The sequence below is a fragment of the uncultured Microscilla sp. genome (genome assembly GCF_947493425.1).
Lineage (GTDB): Bacteria > Bacteroidota > Bacteroidia > Cytophagales > Microscillaceae > Microscilla.
In genome coordinates this window covers 18,185-42,137 of record NZ_CANLRP010000027.1, presented here as the reverse complement: position 1 = coordinate 42,137, position 23,953 = coordinate 18,185, and the positions used below count along the sequence as shown (strand labels likewise).

Below are 23,953 nucleotides of genomic sequence, written 5' to 3'. Positions count from 1 at the left end.
TCTTAAGATGTTTTGTGTGTGTAGATTTAGAAACAGGTAGATTGATAAATTTTGGCTTTGAAAACGGCGTTGTTTTCTATTTTAAAGTTTTCGCCAAAAACGATTTTGTGGGTAGCCCTAAAAGTAACATTGCTGCCCGATTTGATAATGACATTGCCAAAAGGTTGGCTGTTGTCTACATTGTACCCCGCCTTGAGCATCGTTTGCGCTGTTTCGGTGTTGGTAGTGCCATTGTAGGTTTGGTTTTGTACATACACCGTACCCAAGTCAAAAGCACGTTTTACCGCTGCTTCGGCGTCAACCCTACCCGTACCAAGCAAGCCCGTATAATTGGCGTTTTCGGGAATAAGGTACAAACTTGGGTCGGCAGTAGACAACACAATGTTTTGTATTTCGACAGCAGTAAGACAAGGGTTTACTGCGGCTACCAAGGCACAAACCCCGGCTACTATAGGCGAAGCAAACGAGGTGCCCCAACCGTAGCCGTAGCCGTTGTTGGCATAGGTAGTAAATACCTGGTAGCCAGGTGCTGCAATGTTTACCTTGTTGTTGTGGTGGTGCGTGCTCGCCACACTGCCTATGGTTTGCTCGTGGCAATCTTTCCAGTTCATTTTATCGCCATTGGTTGGGTTTACATGCCCCACATTGTTGGTGTGCCCCACCGAGGTAACCGAAACCACACTGTTATAAGCAGCTGGGTATACATAAGCATTGTCGCCACAGTGCGTAGGTTTGTTGCCTGCGCCTGCCACTACCAATACATTGTGCACATTTCTTATTTCGTCATATACTGCCTGTTGGGTCACGCTATGCGAGCAGTTGTTGATCCAACTACAGTTAATCACCCTTACCCCCTGCATCTGAGCCATCTGCAACACTACATTGTCGTTAAAAGCTTGCGATGAAAAAACAATAGACGAATGAAATCCTGCCGCAGCTATGCCTATGCCATTGTCGGTATCTGCCGCCGCACAACCAGCTACTGCCACTCCATGGTGGTCTACAAAACTACTGTTTTGCAGCAGGGTAAGCTTGTTTTTAAATTCATCGTGATTGGGATCCATATAGGTGTCTGTAATACCAATGGCTATTCGTGAGTCTCCCTTGCTAATATCCCAAGCGCCAGGGGCTTTGATCAGCTCCAGGTGGGTTTTAGGGTGGTTGCCACCAATGGCAAAGTCGTTGGGTTCATACAACAACATATCTTTTGGAAAGCAAAGCTTTTCTACAAATGAAAATACATCTTTGTACTGTGCCAACGCTTCGGTAAGGTTGTCTTTAGCCGAAATCATCGTGACCGACTTTTGCAGCAAAGCAGTTTTGGCAGTTGGAAAAGACTTAGCAGCGGTTTCAATGGCAGCTTCAATAGTTTCCAGGCTGGTTTTGCTGGCAGCTTTCGACTGACTCAACAAGCTTATTAGCGTAGCCTTATTAAAGGTTTTGGCCACTTCTGCCTGCATATTCAGGTAATATTGATGCTTCCCCTCACGGTTGGGGTAGCACTCTTGTGCATGGGCTACACCGCCATACATAAGCAAGAGGCAATACAAAATAATTAACTTTTTCATTACTTGTTTTGTGTTAGTGATATGCCCTTTCTTATTTTAAGTTGATGCGGACTTGTCAACCATCAAATGCTTGTAAGGCATTGGATAATATGGGCAAAAGTGCAGCTTTATGTTGCACTTATTTGCTTCATTACAATCAAGTAGCGTTTATTATTTTATCCTCAATACTATGTAGTTGTATAGTGCAAACCTAAATGGATTAATTGAAGGGTTTATACCTGAGTTTATGAACCGTTGGTTTGAGTTTACCAAATGAAGTTTTGAGTTTATAAGACAAAATAAGGCGTCTATATAGTGCTTAGTTATTGGTAGGCAAATAATATTGCTTGTTTATAAGGAGAAATGGGATGAGTTGTAAGTTTTTGATTTAAAGTGATTTAACTTTTGTTGAAAAAGCTGCGTAAATAAAAAAAGACACTCTTTTGATTAAGAGTGCCTCCGTTTTAATTGATAATGCCTGACAGTAATAGCTTGGTTTTCTTACTCTTTGGCATATACTTGTACTTCGCTACCGTCGGCAGACAATAACGCAAGTTGTTTTTGGTTGATATACGCAATTTTTTGCTGAAAGTTTGCCCCATTCTTAATCACTGAAAAATATATTGTTTTACCTTTTACCTGATATGAGTAAGTACCCATCATTCCCATATCTACCTTGTTGCCTTTAATACTCATGAACGAGGGCATCCCTTGATCGACAGGGCGATATACCCAATTGCCCTGGAGCAACGTTGGGTAATTGGTAGGAACTTCTACCACCCGCGTCCACTTGATTACACTGCCACTACTGGTCTTTTCTACAAACTTATCAAAAGTAAGCGTCACTATTTGACTGCTATAAGTTAGCCTCACACCTTTGTAAATAATTTGGTTGCCTTTGACCTTATATTTGATAGGCTTGGCTTCGGTGTAAGTTACTTGCCCGTTTGTGAATACTGCTCTGGGGGCAGCGGTTATAGACTCCCACACTCCTATAATGAGGGTGGGATTGGGCGGTTGTTGGGCTTGTGCCGGTGCTACAAAGCAGCTCAGTAGCATGAGGACATAAAGCAATCGTTTTTTCATAGTGTTTCAATAGTTTTTATTTGAACCAAATGTATAAAAAATGCTTTACATAATTTTACCTCAATTTATGAATGGTTGTATTGCATAAAGCAATCACTGATTTGAGTTTATAAAACCCTTTACCCCTCCAAAAACTGAGATAAATCGTTTTTCGCAGATTTGATAAATTGCTCGATGTGCACAAAAAACACCTGGTCATATACCACACCTTGGGGCATTTCGGCGACAGCTCCCACCAAATCGGCAAGCGGAGGTAAGGCGAGCTGGTGTTGTGCCAGCAAGCCATTTACTTGAATGAGCAATTCGTTGGTTTGTGTGGCATCATATACCTGCCAAAAACCTCTCCCCGCAAACTCAGCCCCTACCATAGAGAGCATAGTCATCAGATCGGGATGTTTTTTTCTCAAAAATTTCAGCTTCAGTCGGTCTTTAGTATCAAACTCTGGGTGCGAATCGTACTGTCCTGCGTGTACCGCCCAATGGATCATTTCTACAATGTTGTCTTTTAATCCCTGATTGGGTTGTTGTACATATTGCTCAAGTTGAGTCATTATTTTATCCATCACCATTGAGTTTTCGCCCAATTTAGCCCGCAGGCGTGCCAAAGCATACGTTACAAAACCCACCTTAAAAGCCTTTTCTACCCGATTGATTTTTTGTGCTAATTCTATTTCAGCTTTAGCTTGGGCTTGTTCCCGTTTTTCTTCTTCGGTATACACAATTTTGGTAGGTACTTCGTCAAAATGTAATTCCTCAATGCTAATGCGCTGTATCGAGTGGTCTTTCTGCCGGGCACGAATCAACTCTACAGTATGGGCATAGTTGGGCAGTTGGGTATTGGTTTTGAGCACTGACTCAACAAAGCGTAAGAAATTGCTTTGGTTATGTTCATAAATTTTAGTGTCAAACTCAAACAGACCGATAAAATAGCTCAATAGTTCTTTGAAAACTGGAGATATTTCTTCGGCTACAGTAGCAAATTTTCCTTCAATAGGTAGCCCATCTTCTTCATTGGCAAAGGTATTCAACAAAACCTCTATATATTCATCAAAATCCTGCACGAGTGGTTCATTGTCAAACTCTCCCTCAGTAGCAAGCTCTGCCCATATTTGCTCAATAAACACTTGTACCTGATCGTGCTTGAGGGGGTGTTGAACAAAAATGAGTTCTAACAGCAACAAGGCAAACACAAAACGCTCTTGGTCGCTTAGGTCAGCCAGGTTTTTGTCGTATGCTTTATAGGTGCGCTGGTTGAAATGTTCCAAAAAAACATCTTTGCTATATACAGGAGTAGTAAATATTCCTTGAAAAAGGGTTTGCTGAGTAATTGTGTCTACCAAGCGGTACAAAAACGGGTGATCTGCCTCAAAAATAATCATTTCGTGTCGTTCGGGTTCTTCATAAAAAGCTGCACCTCCTACTGCCACCATATAACTCACCGCAGCCGCCTCCAATCCCTCTTTGTTCACTTTTATCTTTACTTCTTGCCCTATGTTATCTACCCGCAGGGGGGCATCACTGTCGAGCATAGGGGCAAAGTCGTTCGAATCTGTAAACAAAGCTTCTATACCCAATTGTTCGGCAAACCCTGCTAGTTTTATACTGCTATTGGTTTCAAATTTGGGCAGCAAAAAATAAAAGTAGGGAGCAGGCACAAATTCTTCGCGCCAAGCGTCCAACTCGTGCCCTTGCAATGGGGCTATAAAATCAGCCAAGCCATCTTTCTCATAAGGCAAATACACCTCTAGTCCTATCCGTGCATCGTTGAGCATGAGCCGCAAGGCGTGAAAATTGTCTTTTTTGAGGTAATAAGCCTCTGCTTGCCCTTCATCGGTATCTTGGGCAATATTCATATATTCGCACAGGTCTTCGCTTCCATTGAGCTTATAAAAAAATTCGGAGCTGTTGCCTACCTCACTAAACTTGCGTGACCAAAAGCCCTTGAGGTACAGGGCACTAAGCAAAACTGCTACTGTGTCATCACCCAAAGGAATGGGCAACTGCGGAATCATACCATTGGTTTGCTCGTTTGCCCACTGATTTATTTTATTTGCGGTAGCTTCGGGTGGGTCATCCAGCGCAAACCACTCCATTGGAAAACGAGTGTTGAGGGTGCGCGCATAGTGAGATTGTACTTTAGCATGGGCAGCGTGCCACAAGCTGTTGGCGAGTTGCACACTGGTATAATTGTCGTGATATGCCGCCTCAGGATTTGCTATGCCCAACAACGACTCAGTAGTGGTTTGCAGCGTTGCCAAATAACTGTTTACTTCTTCTTCTGTTATCTCAAGGGCTTGTAACAATGCTTGACGGCTTGCCCCTTGGGTGCCAGGCAATGCCAACCCTAGCAACATTTCGAGGCTCAAAGGCGAAAACAATAAGTTGCTATAGCCTTGTTCGGCTATTTGTAGGCGAAGCAGTTGTTGGACAAATTGGTTCATTATTTTTGAAGTTTAGTACTAAGGAATGGAATAAACTTACATTTTTAATGACATCTTTGCTGGACATGCTTTGTTAAACTATAGAACTTTATTTTTACACCATTCCTAAAACAAAATACTGAGCAATGGTTACTTGTCGCTTGAAACTAATGGCTTGCTGCTACTCAATTCAACTCTTTGATATAATCGCGGGCAGGCACCAACTGCACATGCTTCAGAAACAACGGAGTGAGTTTTTTGATCAATGCCTGATCACCCGCTTGCACCAAAGCCCCGTAGTTTTCGGCAAGCATCAGGTCACGGGCAAGCCCTTGCTCTGTGTTTTTCACAATCCAATTTAATTCTTTTTCCCGGTCAATTTTTTTAGAGTCCAATATCTTTTTGCTGTAGGCAATGTAGCGCCAGTGTTGGTTGTGTTCGTGTATGTAGCGGCAGTAGGGGAGGGTTTTCAGGGCACGGAGCTGGTTCATTGTAAACTTGTAGGTAAAACTGTAATTGTAACCTTTGGGTATCACTTTGAGTGGGCTCTTGTTATTTGCCACTGGCTGATACCACCTAAAACGCATCAACTGATGGGCTTCGGTATATAATATAGATGTTCTTGCCCACTGCAAAAACTCTCCCGAACATTGACTGTTCAGGCAAAATTGCTGTAAGCGCTTAAGCTCTGCACGGGTATAACGGGTCACGCTGTCTTGCAACTGGGCAAAATTTAAATCACGCATCCACTTATTATAAGGTGTTGAGCGAGTTTGGTAGTTTTTCCACTGAGCTATAGTTTGGTTAAGGTTGATGCTGGGGCTTTCGCCCAAAAACTCCACAAGGTTTTTTTTATTACTGATAGGCGTCAAGTTTACTTGTAGTTTTTCGCCAGGGCGTACATATATGCTTTGGGTGTGCGAGCGATATTTCAAAAATACCATCCCTTCGTAGTACTTCTGAAAACGCAGGCGATAGTTGCCATTTTCATTTATATAAGTATGGTGGGCTTGTTGATTAAAAAAATCAGGTGTTACTATAGTCAGCTTTTTGGGCATATTGGCAGTTGTCAATTGTATCACCTTACCATATATTTCTGTAGCATACTTGCGTGTGTTTTGAGCAAAACTATCATGGGCACTCAGGCATAACAAGGTGCCCAATGCCATGAGGTAGTTGATCTTGTACTTCATTTGTCTTTTACTTTCTCAGTTGTTGTGCGTTTCGATGCCTGAATATACATAAAAACTTCAGTGTAAAGCTTATCCAGTTTTTGTTCTAGTACACAATAACGAGTAAGCAGGGGCAGCAAAGCCCTGGCAGCAGTGCTTGGGCGGGCGCTGAGTTCTTGTTGCCACCAATAATCTGTAGCAGGTGCGCTCAAGCCGGTCAATTGTTGTTGTAAATCGTGTACAGTAGCGAGCTTTTCGGGTAAAGGAGAGGCCAACAAAGTCAATTGTTGGGTGGCTGCCAAACGGTGGTATTGGGCAGAGCGTAAGGCAGGAGTAAACATTCCTTTCCATAATTGGGCAGGAAAATTAAACTTTACTTTTTGTTGCAGCAATTGGCTCAAAGTATCCTTCATTACTTGGTGGTAGTCATAGCTTAGACCCAACTGCCCCGCATTGGTTTGTAGTTCTTGCAGCAATTGAGCTTTTGCGTTTTTGATCAGCTTTTTTTTTGCACTCTCTTTTTTCAATGCTGCGGTCGTTACTTTGTCATTTTCTACTGCTTTCATCCCCAAATACACCCCGGCAGTAATGGCCGCAGTCAGTACAAAAAACCAGACAATCCAGGCGTATATTCTTTTCATAGTTCGTGTGTTTTCTTAGCTACAAGATTTACATGGCAAGCAAAAAGTCTCCTATACTACTTCATTTTTTTCGTTGACCAGCTTTTGCACCTGTGGTGCGTTGGGCAGTTTTGGTGCTTGTGCCTGGCTCGCAAAAGGAGTAGATTGAAAAAAGTTTTGTAATTTTTTTTCATAAAAAAACAAGTGAATAGCATGCGTGTGAACGTCGGTTTAGCAATTGATTAACAATTTATGAAAAATACTGAATTGTGAAATAGAAACCATAGGAAATCAACCTTTTAGCCTTTCTTATCGACTATACATTGGCAATGTGGCGAGCTATAAAAATGGCGTAATACGGATTTTAGCTTGAACATTTTTGCCAGAAAATAGTTGCCATTTTTTTTCAAAAAGTGCCAATCCACTTGCCTTAGACACCCCGTAAGTAGGTCAGTTTTTAGTTTTTCCGGATCAATCAAAAATTATTTTTAATTCAAAAATCAATCATCAACTTTAAAAATTTAGACCAATGAAAATTAGATTCATTTTCGCCCTATTAACCGTATTTGCTTTATCGTTTCAAGCCCAAGCCCAAAACAAAGACATTGTAGACCTTGCTGTAGGCAATAAGAACTTGTCAACCCTGGTAGCTGCCGTAAAAGCAGGAGGTTTGGTAAACACGCTCAAGAGTGAAGGACCATTTACAGTATTTGCACCAACAAACGATGCTTTTGCCGCTTTGCCCAAAGGCACGTTGGATTTTTTGCTAAAACCTGAAAACAAAAAGGCTTTAGTAAAAGTTCTAACCTACCACGTGGTAGCCGCCAAAGCAATGTCAGGTGATCTCAAAGATTACCAAAAGGTAGCAGCAGTACAAGGAGAAAAAATTAAAATAGTGAAGAAAGGCGGTAAAGTTTGGATCAATGGAGCCGAAGTAGTCATTGCTGATGTAAAAGCCAAAAATGGCGTAGTACACGTGATCAATAAAGTGATATTGCCTCCTTCTATGGCAAAGAAGAGCAAATAATAGATGTTTGTTTGTATTAGTTTAGTTTAAGACAGAAACTAAATACGCGAGGCGGAATCCGTCTCGCGTATTTTTTTATATGCGAAACTCTGGCGATTTGCTCATACTGTCATACTATTGATGTTAATATTTGCTTGCTTAAGCAGGCTTTTAGGGGCTGATATATATGAATGGCATAGATTGGTTTTATACTATAATTGCTTTAGTTTTGACTTATTATTAAACCAAGACTTTTTTGTCTAACTAATTCAAAACTAATTTATGAAAATCTTATCTAAATTATTTGTAGCATTTGGCCTATTATTTTTAATAATAATGGCAGTGCCTACTTTTGCTCAAAGCAAAAAGAACATAGGAGAAGAGTGCACCAAAGATGCTGATTGCAAAACTGGAAAATCAGTCATGGTAACAGTAAAAGGTCGCAGGAAACGAATATGCGCCGACTGTAGCCAATCTTCGCTGGATAGCTACACGCGTAATGTGACTACTTTTTGTAAAGCATTTGATGCTGCCTGGACACCTGCTAAGAGCCCGGAATATCAACGCGCTTTGGCAAAAGATGGCAGAGTACAAGTAAAAGTATACGATCAGATTGCTAACAAAGCAAAAAAGTGTAAAAAAGCTCGTGAAGACCGGGAGAAAGCTTGTTTTGGCGGGGGCGATGCTGACCACATCCGTGCCATTAACCATGTGAAAGGAAGCATTAGCAGAATCGTAAAACATAAATACACACAAATAAAAGACAAAAGAGTGTTTTACTGTTCTGTAAGTAATTATAACAGTAAGCTGGCTCGCTTTAAAGACAAATGCAAGCTTCGTTTTCAAGATATTAAGCGAGACCTTACTATTATGAAGAAAGAGTATGATAAGGGCAATAAAGTAAACTGTAGTAAGATACAGCGGTATGAAAGTGATTGTGAGAAGTGTTACGAAAAAGCAAAAGAGTTGTTAAGTTATGGATTTTCGGGTAGCACCTCTAAAATGCCTGATGACTACTTAAAAATACTAAAAAAAGCAGAGAAAAATTTTAGGCAAGCCAAAGATTTGCACAGCAAGGTAAAAGGAAAAAAGTTGTGTAAGTAATAACTAAAGCCGACATCAATTGTATAAAATACGCGATAGGAGTTTTGTTCCATTCGCGTATTTTTTTATTAAAAATTGTATAATTATGGCGCATCGTTGAAGCCATCACTTCAGATACTTCCAACTAAACGTAGCAAGCACTGCCCCCAGTATAGGCGCAGTGAGGTATACCCAAAGGCTGTTGAGGTTGCCCGATGCCACTGCCGGAGCAATAGATCTTGCTGGGTTCATTGATGCCCCTGATATGGGGCCGGCAAACCACGCCTCAAACAATACTACCCCACCTACCGCAATGGCAGTAAACTGACTGACCGATGGGTCGTTTTGGCTTACCATCAATATGACCAACATCAACAGATAGGTCAGTATTACTTCTAAGATAAATGATTGCAAATCGCTGCCTGCCGGAATAGTTTCGCCTAGCCCTACGCTTTCGGGAAACATGAGTCTCAAACTACCCGATGCAAGTAAAGCCCCAATAAGTTGGCTGATGATATAGGGAACAAGTTCTTTTTTAGGAAAAATATCAGTCAAGGCAAAGGCTATGCTCACGGCGGGGTTGATATGTGCACCAGAGAGCTTACCAAACGCAAAAACTAATGCCATTACTACCAAACCAAAAGTAACGGCAATGCCTGCATGGGTCACTGTTCCCTGAGTATGTTGGTTGATTACGATTGCTCCAGTTCCACAAAATACCAGAGCATAAGTGCCTATGATTTCAGCCACGTATTTTTTCATCGCTTAATTGTCGTCAGAATTGTTTTTAAGTCTTAATTCGTAAATTTGTTTTTCAAGCGCCATCGCTTCGTTTACATCCTGCAAGCCTTCTTGTGCTTCGGTGTATTCGGGGGTAATGGCGAGTGCCTCCATAAAAGCTTTTTTGGCAGCGTAAAGCTTGCCCTCAGCACGGTAAATAAGCCCCAGATTCAAATAAGCTTCGTCAGGATCGCCTTCTAGTTGGGTGGCGTGGTTATGCAGTTCTTTAGCTTCTTCAAACTCTCCTGCTTTTGCCAAACAAGCACCTTTTAGTATATATCCCAAGGTTTCGTCTGGCTCCAAGTCAATCAGTTTTTGATAAAAATCAGCTGCTTCGTTAAACTTACCCTGTAGGTCTTTCAAATCACCTTTTACCTGATAATAATGTTTTTTGATGACGTGATTCAATCGTTCGGGGCGGGGCACATCCATCGGAAACTCATCCAATATGCGTTCTGCATCTTCAAAGCGGTGTAAGCCAATCAAAATATTGGCTTTGAGTAATTTAGCTGGTTCTGAGTCGGAGTCAAGCTCTTCGTAATATTCAATACACAGCAATGCCTGACAGTTTGCTCTGTTTCCAAAATGCTCCAAAGCTTTGTCATACCAATCCATTTCATTGTCATCTTCCATAAAGAGCTTTTTATTTTTTACTTAAATAATTAGTCCGGCTGTCAAAGATAAGTAAACTATAAAAATAAAATATATTAAGTGTACAAAGTGTTGTAAATGACGCGACTAGAAATGAATTTTAACTCATCACTTGTATCTTACAAACATCAAAATTGAAAATAACAACAATAAAAAGCGAAGGGTAATGTTAGAACGGATATTTTGACGAAACAGGGTTGCAATAGAACTTGTTTAATGTTTGTTTAGGCGTACAAAAACAAGTTTTATTGCCTCCACAGGCAGTGAATTATTTAGATGTGAAAAAGAAGAAGTAAGGGTAAGTTTATCTACAAGCTTCAGGCAACCTGTTGCCAGTTTTTGCCTACAGATATAGTGTTTTGTTCTTTAGTTGAAAAAGCGAGTATTTACAAACTTTATTTAATCGTGTACGAAGTTTTAAAATCTTTGATATACAGGTATTTACGTATAAATCAAGGGGTTGATTGTAAGGACAATCCCTTGCTGTAATGCAGTGGAAGTTTTCGGTTTATTGGAATGGTTGCCCTAGCGAAGAGCAAACATGAGCGTATAAAACGTCTTTTAAAACTAAAAATGACCTTACTTTTGCTCGCATTAATCTTACAAAATACTTATTATCAGTTAATTATAAGTATTCGTACAGCTCTAAACTTTATTTGTAAATACTCGCTTTTCAAGTTTATAAGGTAAGTTTTCTTTTAGTTACCCTTCACTCATAGCTTAAGCTAATAACAGATGCTTTATAGCACTGATATTTAAGGGTTTGAATTTAATCTTCCAGCAATATATTACCCTCAAGGTATAAGCTAGACTTTCCGGCAAGCTTTACCCGTTCGCCCTGGTGTTGGCAGTGTACAATGCCCCCTCTGGGTGAAATCTGGTGAGCTACCAAAGTAGTTTTATTGAGGCGTTTTGCCCAATAAGGAACCAAACTGGTGTGTGCCGATCCGGTAACAGGGTCTTCGTTGATCCCCGATTGAGGGGCGAAAAAGCGTGAAACAAAATCAATACTGGCATCTTTGGCAGGGGCAGTTACAATAATGCCCCGTGCTTCTACTCTTGCCACCCAGTGAAAATTAGGTTGTAGAGCCTCTACTTGATCCTGTGTATCAAATACCAGCATATAATCTGTTTTACCTTTCCATATCTCAGTGGGCACCACACCAAAACCCTGTATAAGTGCTTCGGGCAAGTCTGTTTTTTCCAATACATCTGTCGGAAAATCAAGCTCTAGTTGCTCTTTATTTTGAGTAACTGTAAGTGTACCGCTTCGGTGAGATTGAAATATTACTTGTTGATTTTTTTGTTCCAGCAAGTTTAGAATCACGTGTGCCGAGGCTAAAGTAGCATGTCCGCATAAGTCAACCTCAGTAGCAGGGGTAAACCATCTGATGTCGTAATGGTCTTTTCGTTTGATAATATAAGCTGTTTCGGCAAGATTGTTTTCAGCTGCAATGTTTTGCAGCAACTCGTCCGACAACCAGTCTTTTTCTAAGGTAACCACTGCCGCAGGGTTTCCTTTAAACACTGCATCGGCAAAAGCATCCACTTGGTATATGGGCAATTTTTTCATTTGTGTTAACACGAAAGGCGTTATTTTGTTGAAAATATGTGAGCTGATTCCGCTACTTCTCTTGATTGAAGTAAGCGTATTTTATATTCTTAATAATGTATGGGTGTCTTCACAATAGGAGAAACCATACAAGGGGCAAACAATTTAATCAAGGTTTTAGTTTGAAAAATTATTTGACATCAGGCGGAAACCCTAGTTTAGACGCGCGGGCTTTCCATTGTTCCCGTGCCAGTGCCTGCATATCTTGGGTGCTGTCAAACTCATCAACAATCTCCAGCCCAAGCAAGGTTTCCAGCACATCCTCCATAGTTACAATCCCTGACATACCCCCGTACTGGTCTACCGACAGGGCTATGTGTTCGCGTTTTTTCAAAAACTGCTCAAACAACGCTGGGATACGAGTTTCTTCTGGAATAATCATTATTTTTCGTTTAATGGCACTCAAGGGTACATTGCGTTCATCAGATGCCATTTTATCAAGCAGGTCGTGTTTGTGAATAAAGCCCACCACTTGGTCTATGTTCTGCTGGTAAATAGGGATACGCGACACACGTAAAAATTTCTTGTCATCAAAAAGCTCCTGTACGGTCAGATTTTCATCGGCAGCAAGTACTACCGTGCGTGGAGTCATCACATCTTTGACTAAAATAGAGTTAAAACGCAACATGTTTTTTATTACGCGCGACTCTCCTTCTTGAAACACTCCTTCTTTCTCGCCTATGTCGGTCATTACAGCCAGTTCGCCTCTGGTAATAGAGGCTTCTTCTTTGTTGCTGGCAAGCCATTTAGTGATGACCTGAGAGATAAGCACCAATGGGTACAACACCTTGGTAATTACATTGAGCACATTTACTGTAAAGGGCGTTAACTGTTTCCAATAGGCGGCTCCAATGGATTTAGGGATAATTTCTGATAAAATTAAGATCAGTAAAGTTAAGACTCCTGATACATACCCCAGGTACTCGGCGCCAAACACCAAACTAGCTTGTGCACCCACCCCAGCAGCACCTATAGTATGCGCAATGGTATTGAGCGATAAAATAGCCGAAAGAGGCTTGTCAACATTTTGCTTGAGTTCTTTTACCTTTGCCCCCAAACGACTTCCCTTTTGCGCCAGAGATGCCGCATAAGAAGGCGTAATACTTAATAGAACAGCCTCTAGTACTGAGCAAAGAAAAGAAACCAGGATGGCAAGGCATAAATAAAAAATCAGTAATAACATCGCAAGATGAATTTAGTTGGGTGTTTATATATTATTTATAAGGAGTAATAAAAGCCCCGGTTTGTATAAGTTGGGGTATATGTCAGGGCAAAGGTATCTTAAATTGATTAGTCTGACAAATGGCAAACGCATCAGATGAGCTTTTTTGTAGTATACTAAGATCAATTATTTTCAGTTAAAGAGTTAACCTTTGGTTGTTTTTGGTCTATAAATGCTCAAAGAACTACTTTTTTGGCATAAAACCAGTCTCAATCAGGGCAAACTGATTTTTTGAAAAATTATTGTTTTTTCTGCGACCTTTTTCCTTGGAAAGTCGTATATTGATGTAATAAAGAAAACTGATTTATACTTTAACACATATCCAATGTGAAGTAATGTACTCAAAATAAGTTTTCAGCCTTGACCAAAAAGACAGTTAATTGTGAATATGTTACTAAGCACCACTAAACTATCATGCGTAAATTTATACTATTAATATCATTGGCAATTTGGGTGAGTGCATGCAATTCTGACCAAAAAGATAAGCAGCAAACACAAGCACATAAAAAAAAGCTGGAAGAAGCTTCATTGGCTCAAAGTCAGGAGAAGCTACCTCAAAAAAATGTAAAGGAGGCGCCAGAGGTAAAAGAAGGAGATGAAGGGTACCTTGTAGAGCATCCAGAAAAAAAAGATGCAAATGCTCAGAGTAGAATGAGCGCCATCGAGCGGCTAAAACTAAAAGGTTCGGCTCAACTTGAATACGCCAAAAAAGACTTTCAGGTCTTAAGAGAAGATACCACCATTACCATTGACAATAATGCGTTTGTGATTCATTTCCAAACAACTTGTTTGAACGATGGTGGAGTAGCACAGGAGGTGATCCCAATGGATGGAAGAGATCATCGTACTTATTTGATTTCTCATAATTACAAAACCGAAGTTTCGGTGAAGCTCAACGGGAAATCTACCGGAAAAGATATTATTCAAAAAGATTTGTTCAAAGGGCATTTAAATGCCGACTTTCTGAGAAAGTCTATCATCAGACACCCTCAGTTTGTAAAGTTTAATGAAGACAACGCCGAAGCCATTTTTTCGTTTATGGTAGGAGTGCCTCATACCGATTGGGTGGCGCTGGCTACAGTAGGTGTAGGGCAGTTTGGCAAAAGCAGGGTAATCAAAGTAGAGAGCCTTGGAATGTAAGATGTGAACTAATTTTAAACGGGTTTTATATATATTTTAATTATAAATCTCATCCTAGTTTTAGGATGAGATTTTTTTATGCTTAAGATGCTGTATCACGAAGCAATTTTCTCTTCCAGGTTACTTTTCACTTCTATCTCTAGAGTTTGCATAGACGATAATCCGTCTTTTTGGGTCGTTTGTACTGCTACCATGTATTTGCCTGGAGCAAAATTATAGGTAAGTTCTGCTTGTTGTTTGAGCATTTCCTGTGGGCGAAATGCCTTGTCAGGTTGATAGTCAAAATCCCAGGAATAAAAAGCAATGTTCTGTTGATCATCCACTTTTAGTTCAAACTGTACCTCTTGCTGTTCATTGTCTGATGCTTGTATAGTATATTGTATTTCGGGTTTTACGGGCACTGGCGTAAGGTCATCTAAAGTGACTAACTTTAAACGAATGTTTTCATAAGTATTCAGTCGTTGTACCTCTTCTATGGCATATTTGCTAAACCGATCGCCTACCAATACTCCGTGGTACAAGTGCTCAGGGTGATTTTCGTAAAACCACTTTTTTCTGAATGGCTGGATATGATGCTTGACCATGTGGTCTATAGCCGACAACCCTAAATTATTGCCCAACCTTATAATAATAGAGGCATCATTCAACAGTTGGGGTTCAAACTGCTCTTTTATCCATTTTTCAAACTGCCCGGCTTCACTGTGCAAACGTGTATGAGGTTCGTATTGATAAATACGCAAAGAAAAATCTTGCGAACTCTCTTTATTGAGAAGGTATTCTGATTGTTTGATATTGTCAACCAACGTATCGGTTCCTATCCAAAACCGTTTGTACTGATCAGCTAGTCTTAGCAAACGCCCATTTTTTACATTGATGCTGAGCAATGTATCTCCCTCGTTGCTGGCATACTGAATAATTCGCCGGAGCAAATGGTGGGGGTTTTTTGATTGGTAGGTAAAGCCTTTCTGAGGGGCGTTAAACGGCGACACTTGACAAAGACGGTTGGTTTGGTCTTTTGGGGCAATGTAATATTTTTTGAAAGTAATAGGATCATCATTGTTTGTCGGAATGTTCAACAAACCAAGGTTTTCCCATTCTGTGAGGGTTTCTTCGGGAAACGCCCAGCCACTGGTGGGAGCTTCGTGTCCCTTATAACTATAAAAAAAACCATCGGCATGCACCGAGTTCAAACTATCGAGTCGGTAGCGTCCCTTGTTGTCTTCATAGCGGTATATTTGATTCAGGTAATGTTCGTTGTAGGGATAGTTGCAAGTATATTGCTCTGACCTGGCATAATACAAAATAGTGGTATACTGCAATGACGTGTGTACAGAAAGATTGCCCGCATTTTGGGTTGGCTTCCATTTAATTTCTCCTTTGTAATGTGCTTCTTCGAAGTGGTTGGGCAATGCGGTATTTACTGCCCAATCTTTAAGCGAGGAAGGAATATTAATAAATACACTTGCGGTACCTTTTAGCAACGGTAAAGTGTGTTTGATGGTGTTTTTGAGCCACTTTCGGTAGTCTTTGGCTTGTTTGTTACTACTGGTTACTGTAGCAGGATCAACAATGTGAGGAGGGAGGTCTATATAGACCAAATCAATACTTTGAGATTCGAGTACAGCCAACACATTTTGAGTGTCTCCTAATATGAGTTGGTTCATAGTATTATTCGTTAAATAGTTTGTTGAGTGATATTTACCACTACTTAAAACATCTCAACAATAATACCACCTAAGTCAATTGTGGAGTTATAAATCGAAATAACTAAAGTTTGTAAGGTCTATTTTATCTTCAAAAAATGCCATATCTTGTTCTAGCCCAAATGCCCGGCATATTTTTTCAGCGTTTTTCTTGGCTATCTGTAAAATGTCATCATCAGTAAGTTGCTGAGGGTAAAGCTTTTCTATGAGCTTAAAGTTAGGGTCATACTTATTTTGGTACTCGTCATAAAAGTAGTAGAGTCGTGAGTTAAAGTACTTGGAGTGAAACCCCGATAAAGTATAGTGGAGAACATTTACAAAGCTCAGTTGCAGGCTGACCTCATCATGATAGTTGGCCATTTCAAAGAAGTTACGTGAAAAATCAAGCAACATCATCTGGTATCCCACAATATTGGTCAGGTTGATAATGCCAATTTGTTCTTCGCGATGTTTGGCACGTTCTTCATAAGCTACATGCTGCGACATACCCGATTCTATATAGCCATTGTTCAAAATCTCGAAATAAGAAGTAAGCTCGTGGCGGTTTTTAATATTCTTGAGCGTCAACCCATGCAAACTGGTGTCTATATCATAAGTAGAAAAGAGTTTAGATCTCTCAGAAGGTTTATAATTGCGGGCATTGCGCTTAAGCCATTCTTTAAATTCTTTTACCCCAAAAGGGATTTTTTCTACCTTAGGCGCCTTGGGTATTAATGAAAATAAAATGAAAGGTTTTTTTGCTCGGTTAATGGGGTTATAAAGCTTGCTAGAGTTGATATTATAACCAAACCTAGGGTGGGTTTCATCCCAAAGGTTGCGTTTATGCAAAAAAGCATCCAGCGCTGACACCTGGTATTGGCTATGGGCAAACATTTCTTTTAGCTCTTGGTGTGAGGCAGGTTTTATTTCAGTATTACGTCGTAAAAAGTACTTGTTTTCTGGCACCACCATGTGAGGTTTGTCAGCACTTTCGGGTATATGCATGACCACTACAGCCTGGTTAGTTTCACTGTCAGGAATATCAATCGTAACAATGTCATAAGTGGGCTGAACATCGACATGCAAAAGTATAGTTTGAGCAATCCATTCTTTGATGGGTTGCTTGTTTATTTCTTTGTCGATGCCTGTTACCTGTAGCTGTTCTTCATTTACCCCTATAATTAGCCAGCCCCCTGCACTATTGGCAAATGCACTGGTGTTTTGGGCAAGGTAAAGTTCAAAGTTACTGATGTTTTCAAGGTAAGACACAGTATCAATGGCTGGTACTTGGTACTCCAAATAGCGATTGGACGGTGTTTTTCTCGTGTTTACCAATTGATAAACATCTTCGAAGGTAATATCGGAAATAGGTTTATTAAACATTATACGCTTAATTTTGAGCGTTTCTGGGTGCTAAACTTAGCTAATAGTTGAAGTATTACTTTAATTTATTTTCATTCTAATTTAGAAAAAAAAACATAGCTGCCCAACAACTGCATGGTTTTTCAGAAATATTCAAAGGCAGGCCTCCACGAAAATAATAATAAATAAACCCGAAATTAGCTATACAAGCGTTAAAGAGCCATATTAGATCAGAAAAAACACTATAAAAAAAAGCAAGCATGCTTAAATAATAAGCACGCTTGCTTTTGCAAATTGGCAACAATACCGTATTGTTAGAAATTATTACCAGGGTAGTAAGCTGTATCACCTAATTGCTCTTCAATTCTTAACAATTGGTTGTACTTGGCCATACGGTCGGAGCGAGACGCCGATCCGGTTTTTATTTGTCCAGTGTTCATGGCTACAGCAAGGTCGGCAATGGTGGTGTCTTCGGTTTCGCCCGAACGGTGCGACATTACACTGGTATAGCTATTACGGGTAGCCAACTGAATAGCATTGATGGTTTCGGTCAGTGTACCAATTTGGTTTACTTTAATCAAAATAGAGTTGGCTACTTTAGTATCTATGCCTTGTTGCAAACGCTCTACATTGGTTACAAACAAATCGTCTCCTACCAACTGAGTCTTGTCACCTATAGTTTGGGTAAGCAGCTCCCAGCCTTTCCAGTCATCTTCATGCATGCCGTCTTCTATCGAACGGATAGGGTATTTTTGCACCCAATCTTTCCAGTAAGTCACCATTTGGTCAGAAGTAAGCTTATCGCCAGTAGACGATAAATGATACAAGCCAGTTTCTTCGTCATAAAACTCAGAACTAGCCGCATCCATTGCAATCCACATATCTTCGCCAGGGCGATAACCCGCTTTTTCTATAGCTTCCAATACTATTTTAATAGCTTCTTCATTAGATTGAATGTTAGGAGCAAATCCCCCTTCATCACCTACATTGGTAGCAAACCCTTTGTCTTGCAACACTTTTTTGAGGTGATGAAATACCTCAGTACCCATTTGCAATGCCCTGGAGAATGTGGGTGCATTGGTAGGCATAATCATAAATTCTTGAAAATCAATGGCATTGTCGGCGTGAGAGCCCCCATTCAAAATGTTCATCATAGGTACCGGAAGCGTAGTAGCATTTACTCCTCCTATGTATTTGTAAAGTGGTTGATCGAGCAGATTGGCGGCAGCCTTTGCTGCTGCCAGTGACACTCCCAAAATAGCATTTGCACCTAGCTGCCCTTTATTGTGAGTATCATCAAGCTCAAGCATGATTTTGTCGATCAAGGGTTGATCAAATACCTCTATACCAGTAAGTTCGCGGGCAATGGTTTCGTTTACATTATGAATAGCCTTCTGTACTCCTTTACCTAAAAAGTAATTAGCGTTACCGTCACGAAGCTCTACTGCTTCGTGTTTTCCGGTAGACGCGCCAGAGGGAACAGCAGCACGCCCCAATACACCTTCTTCTGTAATTATGTCTACTTCTACTGTTGGATTGCCTCGTGAATCCAAAATTTGTCTTGCGTGAATAGCATCTATTACACTCATTATCTTTTTTAGTTTATAAGTCAATCAACTTTGCTTGAGTATTTTCAAACTTGAATGACCTTGTGGGAAATACAGATTTTTAAAGGCGCAAATTTAATTGTTTTTTTTATTTTGAAAATACTTAAGAGAGGCAAGGCGTGGAAAAAACAAAATAGTATAATTAATTAATACTATAGTGAATTTAAGTAGCTACTTTTTATCCATGCTACTCAACTTTATTGTTTTTCGGGGAACTCTTAGGAGAAAATTATTTTTTGATAAAGCAATTACGCGTGTTGAGTTGAAGCAGGGCTAGTGTTTTTGTACTGAGGCAAACTCTTTTGACATAAAAAAAGAGCGGATGGTACCATATCCGCTCTTTTATAATTACAATAATTTATGCGTTAATCTAACGAGGCATTGCATAATGTACTTTCCCTTGTTTGTTAAAATACAACTCAGTACCATATAGGTATTTAGTAAAAGTACCATCCTGGTTTTCCAATGTATGACTTCCGCCTAATACACCATTCCACAAACCTAGGTAAGCAGGGTTGGTAGAGTAAGTAACATAAGAGTTCCCTTTAAGTTTTATGTTTACACCAGGGTTACCCTGTGGGTGCACATCATCGCTCGAAACAATGAAACCTCCTACTACTCCTACTACTTTCTCACTAAAGTATACACGTGTCCCCCCTTTGAACTTAGCAAAGTGATTACCAGCAGTAGCCACTTTGATGTCGGTATCATAGGCTATTGTTCCTTTTAGAACTCTGCCGTGACCGTCTAATACTAGGCCATTGGTAAAGAAATGAATGTATTGATTGAGTCCCACTGGGCGGTACTTTTCAATTGCCGATTTTGAAACTCTATTAGTTTGAGTGGTGAGAGGTTTTTGAGGATCAACTGTTTCCTCTTTTTGACATGAAAATGTCATCATTGCCAACATTAATAGGGCAAATAGTTTGATCTGATTAGTCATTGTATTAATTAAATTAAGTTTGATAAAAAATATGAATAATTTATGAGATGTTTAATTAGCATGCTTATGTTTGATCTCATATTTTTTAATTGTGTGATGCAAATGTATGTAATATTTTATAAATAAAAAAATCGTAAATATCTACTTTTAAAGAAGTTTAAAGTTGTATTAGTTTGTATTAAAGTGTAATATTCTAAAGAATGTTTGTTTTTTATTTGTTAATATTATGAGCAAGTATTTTTGTAGAATAATATTTTAAATTGTATTATAGGGTGTGTAATAAATAAGTTATTGATTGCTAAGCATATATAATGCGAATATTTTTTTTAGTATTTCTAATGTTTACCCGAATACTCGTAAAGAGTAGAGATTAAATCAAGATATTTAGCTCCATGTAATCTTAAGTAGCAGGTTGTATATTCAATACTCCTCAGTGATTTTAGTCAAAGTTGATTATTGATTACCTTCGGTGAGCACCGATATACATCGGTATCTAAGGACTCGCCAGAGGCTCGGTTATCAAATGTTTATAAGTTTAAAAACTATTTAATTACGTGTTTAGACTTAAAACTGAAACCCTTTGAAAAATAAAGCAAGTACACAAATTTAATATACGCCATTGGTTTACAATGATTCATAGGGTAAACATTTACTTGAATCCGCTATGGACTACGGACTAAATGCTTCTAACTACGCTTTTTGTAAATAACTGAAAATCAGTGTGATACAAAAGCGTGATTACTTGTGGACAGGGTGTAGCACCGATATTCATCGGTATCTAAGGACTTGCGACTTGTCGCACCGATATGCATCGGTATCCAAGGACTTGAAGCTTGCCTCTGTCGGGGCTATGGACTATTGATATTAGTTCAAACAGTTTATTTGCCATTGTTTCTACTTGTCTGTTTGGTAGGCTGAGTACAGCATAAACTAAATTATGAGGTTAGGAGAAGAAAATACGAATCTCTTTATCTGCTGCAGGAGTTGAGTTTCTCTGTTTTTATATCAATCATTGTTTTCTTTATACATTTCGTGAGGTTTTCGGTCATACATCAAAAATACCCATCAGTTTAGGCTTCATATTTCTAAAGATGTAATTACTTTTGTGGGTACATTCTATTTTAACAGAATTTGTATAAAGCCTATGAGCCTCGACATTATTGAACTCACCCGCGCCCGTGAATCACGCGCTGCCATTGAAAAACTATACATAGAAATGCGCCATATTTTCAACAGTGGCTCTTATAGCCCCTCTACCATTTCGGGCAGAGTATTGTTGGAAGCATTGCATACGTTACGCCCCGAAATTTATGGATCTATTGACGACATGGAGAAGGTAGAGCTCAACGGATTGGTGTATGTGATGGAGCGTCTGCCCAAAGGCATCGAACAATGTCGTTTTTTGCGTCTTATATCCGATGAGGGCTACAGCCACTCTGGTTTCGAAGTAATTATTCCGGCCAAACGCCGTCGTAACTGTTACAAAGTAGACAATGACCTCATGTTGGTAGAAGTAACCAGAGGGCGTAGCGAAATTTATGATATTTTGACCCACCTTACTTTTATGTACAATGAGGCAGAAAAGATAAAATCGCACGCGTTTGATAAGAATGGGAACAAAACCAAAGAATGGGAACAATTGGAGAAAATCGTGGAAGGCAACGTAAAGCTTACCGAACATAACCGTGATTTGGCTTTTAGTCATTTAAGCACGCTATTGGGGCGCACCTTTGAACAAACCAAACAAGCTTTTTTCCGTTTCGAAGACACTGCCCCTCAAAATAGTGGTTTGTTCCGTATTGTATACTGGCTCGGCAAGGTGGCGCACGCTGCCGAGTTTGAAAACCAACCCATTCAAATTACTTTTACACCTACGCTTCGCGATCGCATCGGACACCATATTCATGGTGAACAATGGGCAACCAATATCAAAAAACATTTAATTGAGCATAAATTGCTTGATCGCCCCATTCATATCATTAGTGCCAATATGCACAGTGTTATGAATTCGTTGTGTGCTTTGAGTGCTCTCAAGGAAGATTTTCCTGACCATAAACGAGCCGAAGACCTTGCCCAGGAGTTGAGCAAACCCAACAACCAATCGCTTAATAACCGTGTACGCCAATATGCCGAACAGTGTGGTATGTTGTATTTAAATGATAATTCGGGTACAAATATTTCAGTACAGGTTTTTGATACAACTTTGCTCGATCTTAGCAACCTACCTGCAGAGTTGAAGGTAAACAAGGAACACATCAAAAAAGAAAAGCCTGTCATTATAGTAATGGATTATGCTTTTGGCGAGCAAGCCTACGAAACAATGGATGAGTTGCTTAAACCTTACAAAAACGCCAACTTGTTGGTAAAATCTATCTCTGTGATGGGTAAGGCGGGTATTTTGCACGGAGGCAAAGGCGACCTGATGATTCCTTCGGCGCATGTATTTGAAGGAACTGCTGACAACTATCCGCTTAAAAACGAGTTTACCAAAGATGATTTTAAAGGTTCTGGATTGAACGTGTACGAAGGAGCCATGATTTCGGTGTTGGGCACTTCGTTGCAAAACCGTGACGTATTGGCTTACTTCAGAAACTCATCGTGGCGCGCAGTAGGGCTCGAAATGGAAGGAGCGCATTACCAAAAAGCTATCCAGGCAGGGTCTCTGATTCGCAAAAATGTATCGTCAGACATTACCTTGCGTTATGCTTACTATGCGTCTGATAACCCTTTGCTTACTGGTGGAACTTTATCTTCGGGTAGCTTAGGAACAGTAGGAGTAAAGCCTACTTACTTGATTACTACCAAAATTTTGAATAAGATTCTGAATCCAAAATAGTAAGAACAGCCCTTGAATGCTTTCTTAAGTATTACATAAACAAAACCCCCTGTTTGCTCAATGGCGAACAGGGGGTTTATTATTTTCAGTAAAGTCGGTAGAACTCAGTATTACTTTTTAGACTCAGAAGAATCTTTTTTACTTTCGTCTTTTTTGTCTTCGTCTTTACTTTTTTTCTTGTCGTCTGTAATCTCTCCGGTTTTACCGTCTGCATATTCTTTATTCAAACCTGTTACCACTGCATCGGTTACGTCAAGTTTGGCGTTGCCATACAATACAGAAGTAGATACCGCGCGTTGTGGCAATACTAAGTCATAGCCATTTTTCTCGCAAAACCTTTTAAGAAAGCTTTCTACGTTTTCTCTTAGTTTTTTCATCATTTTGGATTGCTCATCTGCCAACTCTTTACCACGAACCTGGCTATAACCCTGCAAGTTGCGTTGCTTTGCTGCCAGGCGTTGTTCGGTAGCTTTGGCCACATTCATAGTCATTGTTCCGGCAGTACGCTGATAAGACGCTACCTCATTCTTGAAGTTTTGCTCTCTTGACGCCAGGTCAGCCTGAATTTCTTTCCCTTTAGTAGTCAAGTCTTTTTGGATTCTTTTGGCAAACTCATATTTAGTAAGCAAAGAGTCCTCGTTGATATACACAATCTTAGAAGCAGCTACAGCATTGTCGTTGGCAGTGTCCATAGATGTCTTAGCTGTTTCGGTAGTATTATTGTCTTGGTTATTAGTCGAATTTTGGTTTCCACACCCATACAACACAGTTGCTACAAGGGCAACTACTAGTAATCGTCTCATCATTGAATATCTGTTTACGCTAAAAATCATTTTTTCAAAAAATTTCGGGCAAATATACAAAAATTAGCCTACGATGGTACTTTAGCCCCTTAGTATATAGTATATTTGTTTTGATACTCACCTGCAATAGTCCACCACATTCAGGCGGTAATTCATAGCCATTGCGTAAAAGTCAAGACCTATGATTATACTGAATATCAATAGTTTATACACTTTCTTTGAAAACATTTTATTGTACCCTTATTGCGCTGGGCTATTTTGTCATTTTTATGACATTGTCCTACATTTAAAAATCATAAATTGCAGTTTTTCATCTATCAATGCCAACTTTGCCAATGGCAAACTGGTTGAACGTTTCCAGTGATTGGCGTGTTAAGTGGG

Annotated in this window: 18 protein-coding genes; 4 read left to right on the top strand and 14 right to left on the bottom strand. The window is 39.8% G+C overall.

What is annotated here, in order from left to right; translation table 11 throughout:
• Positions 1-26 precede the first annotated feature (26 nt).
• From Q0954_RS09800 to Q0954_RS09780, 5 genes are all read right to left on the bottom strand, one after another.
• On the bottom strand, positions 27-1,568 hold the full coding sequence (locus Q0954_RS09800) for a S8/S53 family peptidase (protein WP_299456313.1): 1,542 nt from the start codon (positions 1,566-1,568) through the stop codon (positions 27-29).
• Between the two features lie 480 nt (positions 1,569-2,048).
• Positions 2,049-2,633 (bottom strand): hypothetical protein, encoded by a 585-nt coding sequence (locus Q0954_RS09795; RefSeq protein WP_299456312.1) that lies wholly within the window; start codon positions 2,631-2,633, stop codon positions 2,049-2,051.
• Between the two features lie 119 nt (positions 2,634-2,752).
• A complete protein-coding gene (locus tag Q0954_RS09790) occupies positions 2,753-5,074 on the bottom strand; it encodes a serpin family protein (protein ID WP_299456310.1) in 2,322 nt (773 codons plus the stop codon).
• Positions 5,075-5,238: 164 nt separating this feature from the next.
• Positions 5,239-6,246 carry a hypothetical protein gene (locus Q0954_RS09785; RefSeq protein ID WP_299456308.1) on the bottom strand — a complete coding sequence of 336 codons (1,008 nt, stop codon included), beginning with the start codon at positions 6,244-6,246 and terminating at the stop codon, positions 5,239-5,241.
• Positions 6,243-6,866: a hypothetical protein gene (locus Q0954_RS09780; RefSeq protein ID WP_299456307.1), complete on the bottom strand. Its 624-nt coding sequence runs from the start codon at positions 6,864-6,866 to the stop codon at positions 6,243-6,245. Before Q0954_RS09780 ends, Q0954_RS09785 begins: the two co-directional genes overlap by 4 nt.
• A 508-nt stretch (positions 6,867-7,374) precedes the next feature.
• Here Q0954_RS09780 and Q0954_RS09775 point away from each other — a divergent pair.
• Together Q0954_RS09775 and Q0954_RS09770 are read left to right on the top strand one after the other, a co-directional pair.
• Positions 7,375-7,872, top strand: a complete 498-nt coding sequence (locus tag Q0954_RS09775) for a fasciclin domain-containing protein (RefSeq protein WP_299456306.1) — start codon at positions 7,375-7,377, stop codon at positions 7,870-7,872.
• A 261-nt stretch (positions 7,873-8,133) separates the two neighbouring features.
• Positions 8,134-8,955, top strand: coding sequence for a hypothetical protein (locus Q0954_RS09770; RefSeq protein WP_299456305.1), 822 nt, complete (start codon positions 8,134-8,136; stop codon positions 8,953-8,955).
• 105 nt (positions 8,956-9,060) lie between these two features.
• Here Q0954_RS09770 and Q0954_RS09765 read toward each other — a convergent pair whose 3' ends face one another.
• The 4 genes from Q0954_RS09765 to Q0954_RS09750 all read right to left on the bottom strand — a co-directional run bounded on the left by Q0954_RS09765 (position 9,061) and on the right by Q0954_RS09750 (position 13,160).
• Positions 9,061-9,696 carry an MIP/aquaporin family protein gene (locus Q0954_RS09765; protein WP_299456304.1) on the bottom strand — a complete coding sequence of 212 codons (636 nt, stop codon included), beginning with the start codon at positions 9,694-9,696 and terminating at the stop codon, positions 9,061-9,063.
• A 3-nt stretch (positions 9,697-9,699) separates the two neighbouring features.
• Positions 9,700-10,347 (bottom strand): tetratricopeptide repeat protein, encoded by a 648-nt coding sequence (locus tag Q0954_RS09760; protein ID WP_299456302.1) that lies wholly within the window; start codon positions 10,345-10,347, stop codon positions 9,700-9,702.
• Positions 10,348-11,134: 787 nt separating this feature from the next.
• The gene (locus Q0954_RS09755) at positions 11,135-11,938 is read right to left on the bottom strand and encodes a PhzF family phenazine biosynthesis protein (RefSeq protein ID WP_299456300.1); all 804 of its coding nucleotides are present in this window, start codon (positions 11,936-11,938) and stop codon (positions 11,135-11,137) included.
• 169 nt (positions 11,939-12,107) lie between these two features.
• A complete protein-coding gene (locus tag Q0954_RS09750) occupies positions 12,108-13,160 on the bottom strand; it encodes a CNNM domain-containing protein (protein WP_299456298.1) in 1,053 nt (350 codons plus the stop codon).
• A 453-nt stretch (positions 13,161-13,613) separates the two neighbouring features.
• Between Q0954_RS09750 and Q0954_RS09745 the strand changes: the two genes are divergently transcribed.
• Complete coding sequence (locus Q0954_RS09745; protein ID WP_299456296.1) at positions 13,614-14,339, top strand: hypothetical protein; 726 nt, start codon at positions 13,614-13,616, stop codon at positions 14,337-14,339.
• Positions 14,340-14,434: 95 nt separating this feature from the next.
• Here the strand turns inward: Q0954_RS09745 and Q0954_RS09740 are convergent, their stop codons facing one another.
• The 4 genes from Q0954_RS09740 to Q0954_RS09725 all read right to left on the bottom strand — a co-directional run bounded on the left by Q0954_RS09740 (position 14,435) and on the right by Q0954_RS09725 (position 19,933).
• Positions 14,435-16,003 (bottom strand): DNA methyltransferase, encoded by a 1,569-nt coding sequence (locus Q0954_RS09740; RefSeq protein WP_299456294.1) that lies wholly within the window; start codon positions 16,001-16,003, stop codon positions 14,435-14,437.
• Between the two features lie 87 nt (positions 16,004-16,090).
• Complete coding sequence (locus tag Q0954_RS09735; protein WP_299456292.1) at positions 16,091-17,404, bottom strand: helix-turn-helix domain-containing protein; 1,314 nt, start codon at positions 17,402-17,404, stop codon at positions 16,091-16,093.
• Between the two features lie 293 nt (positions 17,405-17,697).
• Positions 17,698-18,972 (bottom strand): phosphopyruvate hydratase, encoded by a 1,275-nt coding sequence (gene eno, locus Q0954_RS09730; RefSeq protein WP_299456290.1) that lies wholly within the window; start codon positions 18,970-18,972, stop codon positions 17,698-17,700.
• Between the two features lie 388 nt (positions 18,973-19,360).
• On the bottom strand, positions 19,361-19,933 hold the full coding sequence (locus Q0954_RS09725) for a hypothetical protein (protein ID WP_299456289.1): 573 nt from the start codon (positions 19,931-19,933) through the stop codon (positions 19,361-19,363).
• 1,144 nt (positions 19,934-21,077) lie between these two features.
• On the opposite strand from Q0954_RS09725, the gene Q0954_RS09720 reads away from it, so the two are divergent.
• Positions 21,078-22,769 (top strand): hypothetical protein, encoded by a 1,692-nt coding sequence (locus tag Q0954_RS09720; RefSeq protein ID WP_299456287.1) that lies wholly within the window; start codon positions 21,078-21,080, stop codon positions 22,767-22,769.
• Positions 22,770-22,879: 110 nt separating this feature from the next.
• Here the strand turns inward: Q0954_RS09720 and Q0954_RS09715 are convergent, their stop codons facing one another.
• Positions 22,880-23,575 carry an OmpH family outer membrane protein gene (locus Q0954_RS09715; protein ID WP_299456285.1) on the bottom strand — a complete coding sequence of 232 codons (696 nt, stop codon included), beginning with the start codon at positions 23,573-23,575 and terminating at the stop codon, positions 22,880-22,882.
• Positions 23,576-23,953: the final 378 nt, after the last annotated feature.

Coding starts and splice junctions, on each gene's coding strand:
- Q0954_RS09800 (WP_299456313.1), bottom strand. CDS start 1,568: ATGAAAAAGTTAATTATTTTGTATTGCCTCTTGCTTATGTATGGCGGT.
- Q0954_RS09795 (WP_299456312.1), bottom strand. CDS start 2,633: ATGAAAAAACGATTGCTTTATGTCCTCATGCTACTGAGCTGCTTTGTA.
- Q0954_RS09790 (WP_299456310.1), bottom strand. CDS start 5,074: ATGAACCAATTTGTCCAACAACTGCTTCGCCTACAAATAGCCGAACAA.
- Q0954_RS09785 (WP_299456308.1), bottom strand. CDS start 6,246: ATGAAGTACAAGATCAACTACCTCATGGCATTGGGCACCTTGTTATGC.
- Q0954_RS09780 (WP_299456307.1), bottom strand. CDS start 6,866: ATGAAAAGAATATACGCCTGGATTGTCTGGTTTTTTGTACTGACTGCG.
- Q0954_RS09775 (WP_299456306.1), top strand. CDS start 7,375: ATGAAAATTAGATTCATTTTCGCCCTATTAACCGTATTTGCTTTATCG.
- Q0954_RS09770 (WP_299456305.1), top strand. CDS start 8,134: ATGAAAATCTTATCTAAATTATTTGTAGCATTTGGCCTATTATTTTTA.
- Q0954_RS09765 (WP_299456304.1), bottom strand. CDS start 9,696: ATGAAAAAATACGTGGCTGAAATCATAGGCACTTATGCTCTGGTATTT.
- Q0954_RS09760 (WP_299456302.1), bottom strand. CDS start 10,347: ATGGAAGATGACAATGAAATGGATTGGTATGACAAAGCTTTGGAGCAT.
- Q0954_RS09755 (WP_299456300.1), bottom strand. CDS start 11,938: ATGAAAAAATTGCCCATATACCAAGTGGATGCTTTTGCCGATGCAGTG.
- Q0954_RS09750 (WP_299456298.1), bottom strand. CDS start 13,160: ATGTTATTACTGATTTTTTATTTATGCCTTGCCATCCTGGTTTCTTTT.
- Q0954_RS09745 (WP_299456296.1), top strand. CDS start 13,614: ATGCGTAAATTTATACTATTAATATCATTGGCAATTTGGGTGAGTGCA.
- Q0954_RS09740 (WP_299456294.1), bottom strand. CDS start 16,003: ATGAACCAACTCATATTAGGAGACACTCAAAATGTGTTGGCTGTACTC.
- Q0954_RS09735 (WP_299456292.1), bottom strand. CDS start 17,404: ATGTTTAATAAACCTATTTCCGATATTACCTTCGAAGATGTTTATCAA.
- eno (WP_299456290.1), bottom strand. CDS start 18,972: ATGAGTGTAATAGATGCTATTCACGCAAGACAAATTTTGGATTCACGA.
- Q0954_RS09725 (WP_299456289.1), bottom strand. CDS start 19,933: ATGACTAATCAGATCAAACTATTTGCCCTATTAATGTTGGCAATGATG.
- Q0954_RS09720 (WP_299456287.1), top strand. CDS start 21,078: ATGAGCCTCGACATTATTGAACTCACCCGCGCCCGTGAATCACGCGCT.
- Q0954_RS09715 (WP_299456285.1), bottom strand. CDS start 23,575: ATGATGAGACGATTACTAGTAGTTGCCCTTGTAGCAACTGTGTTGTAT.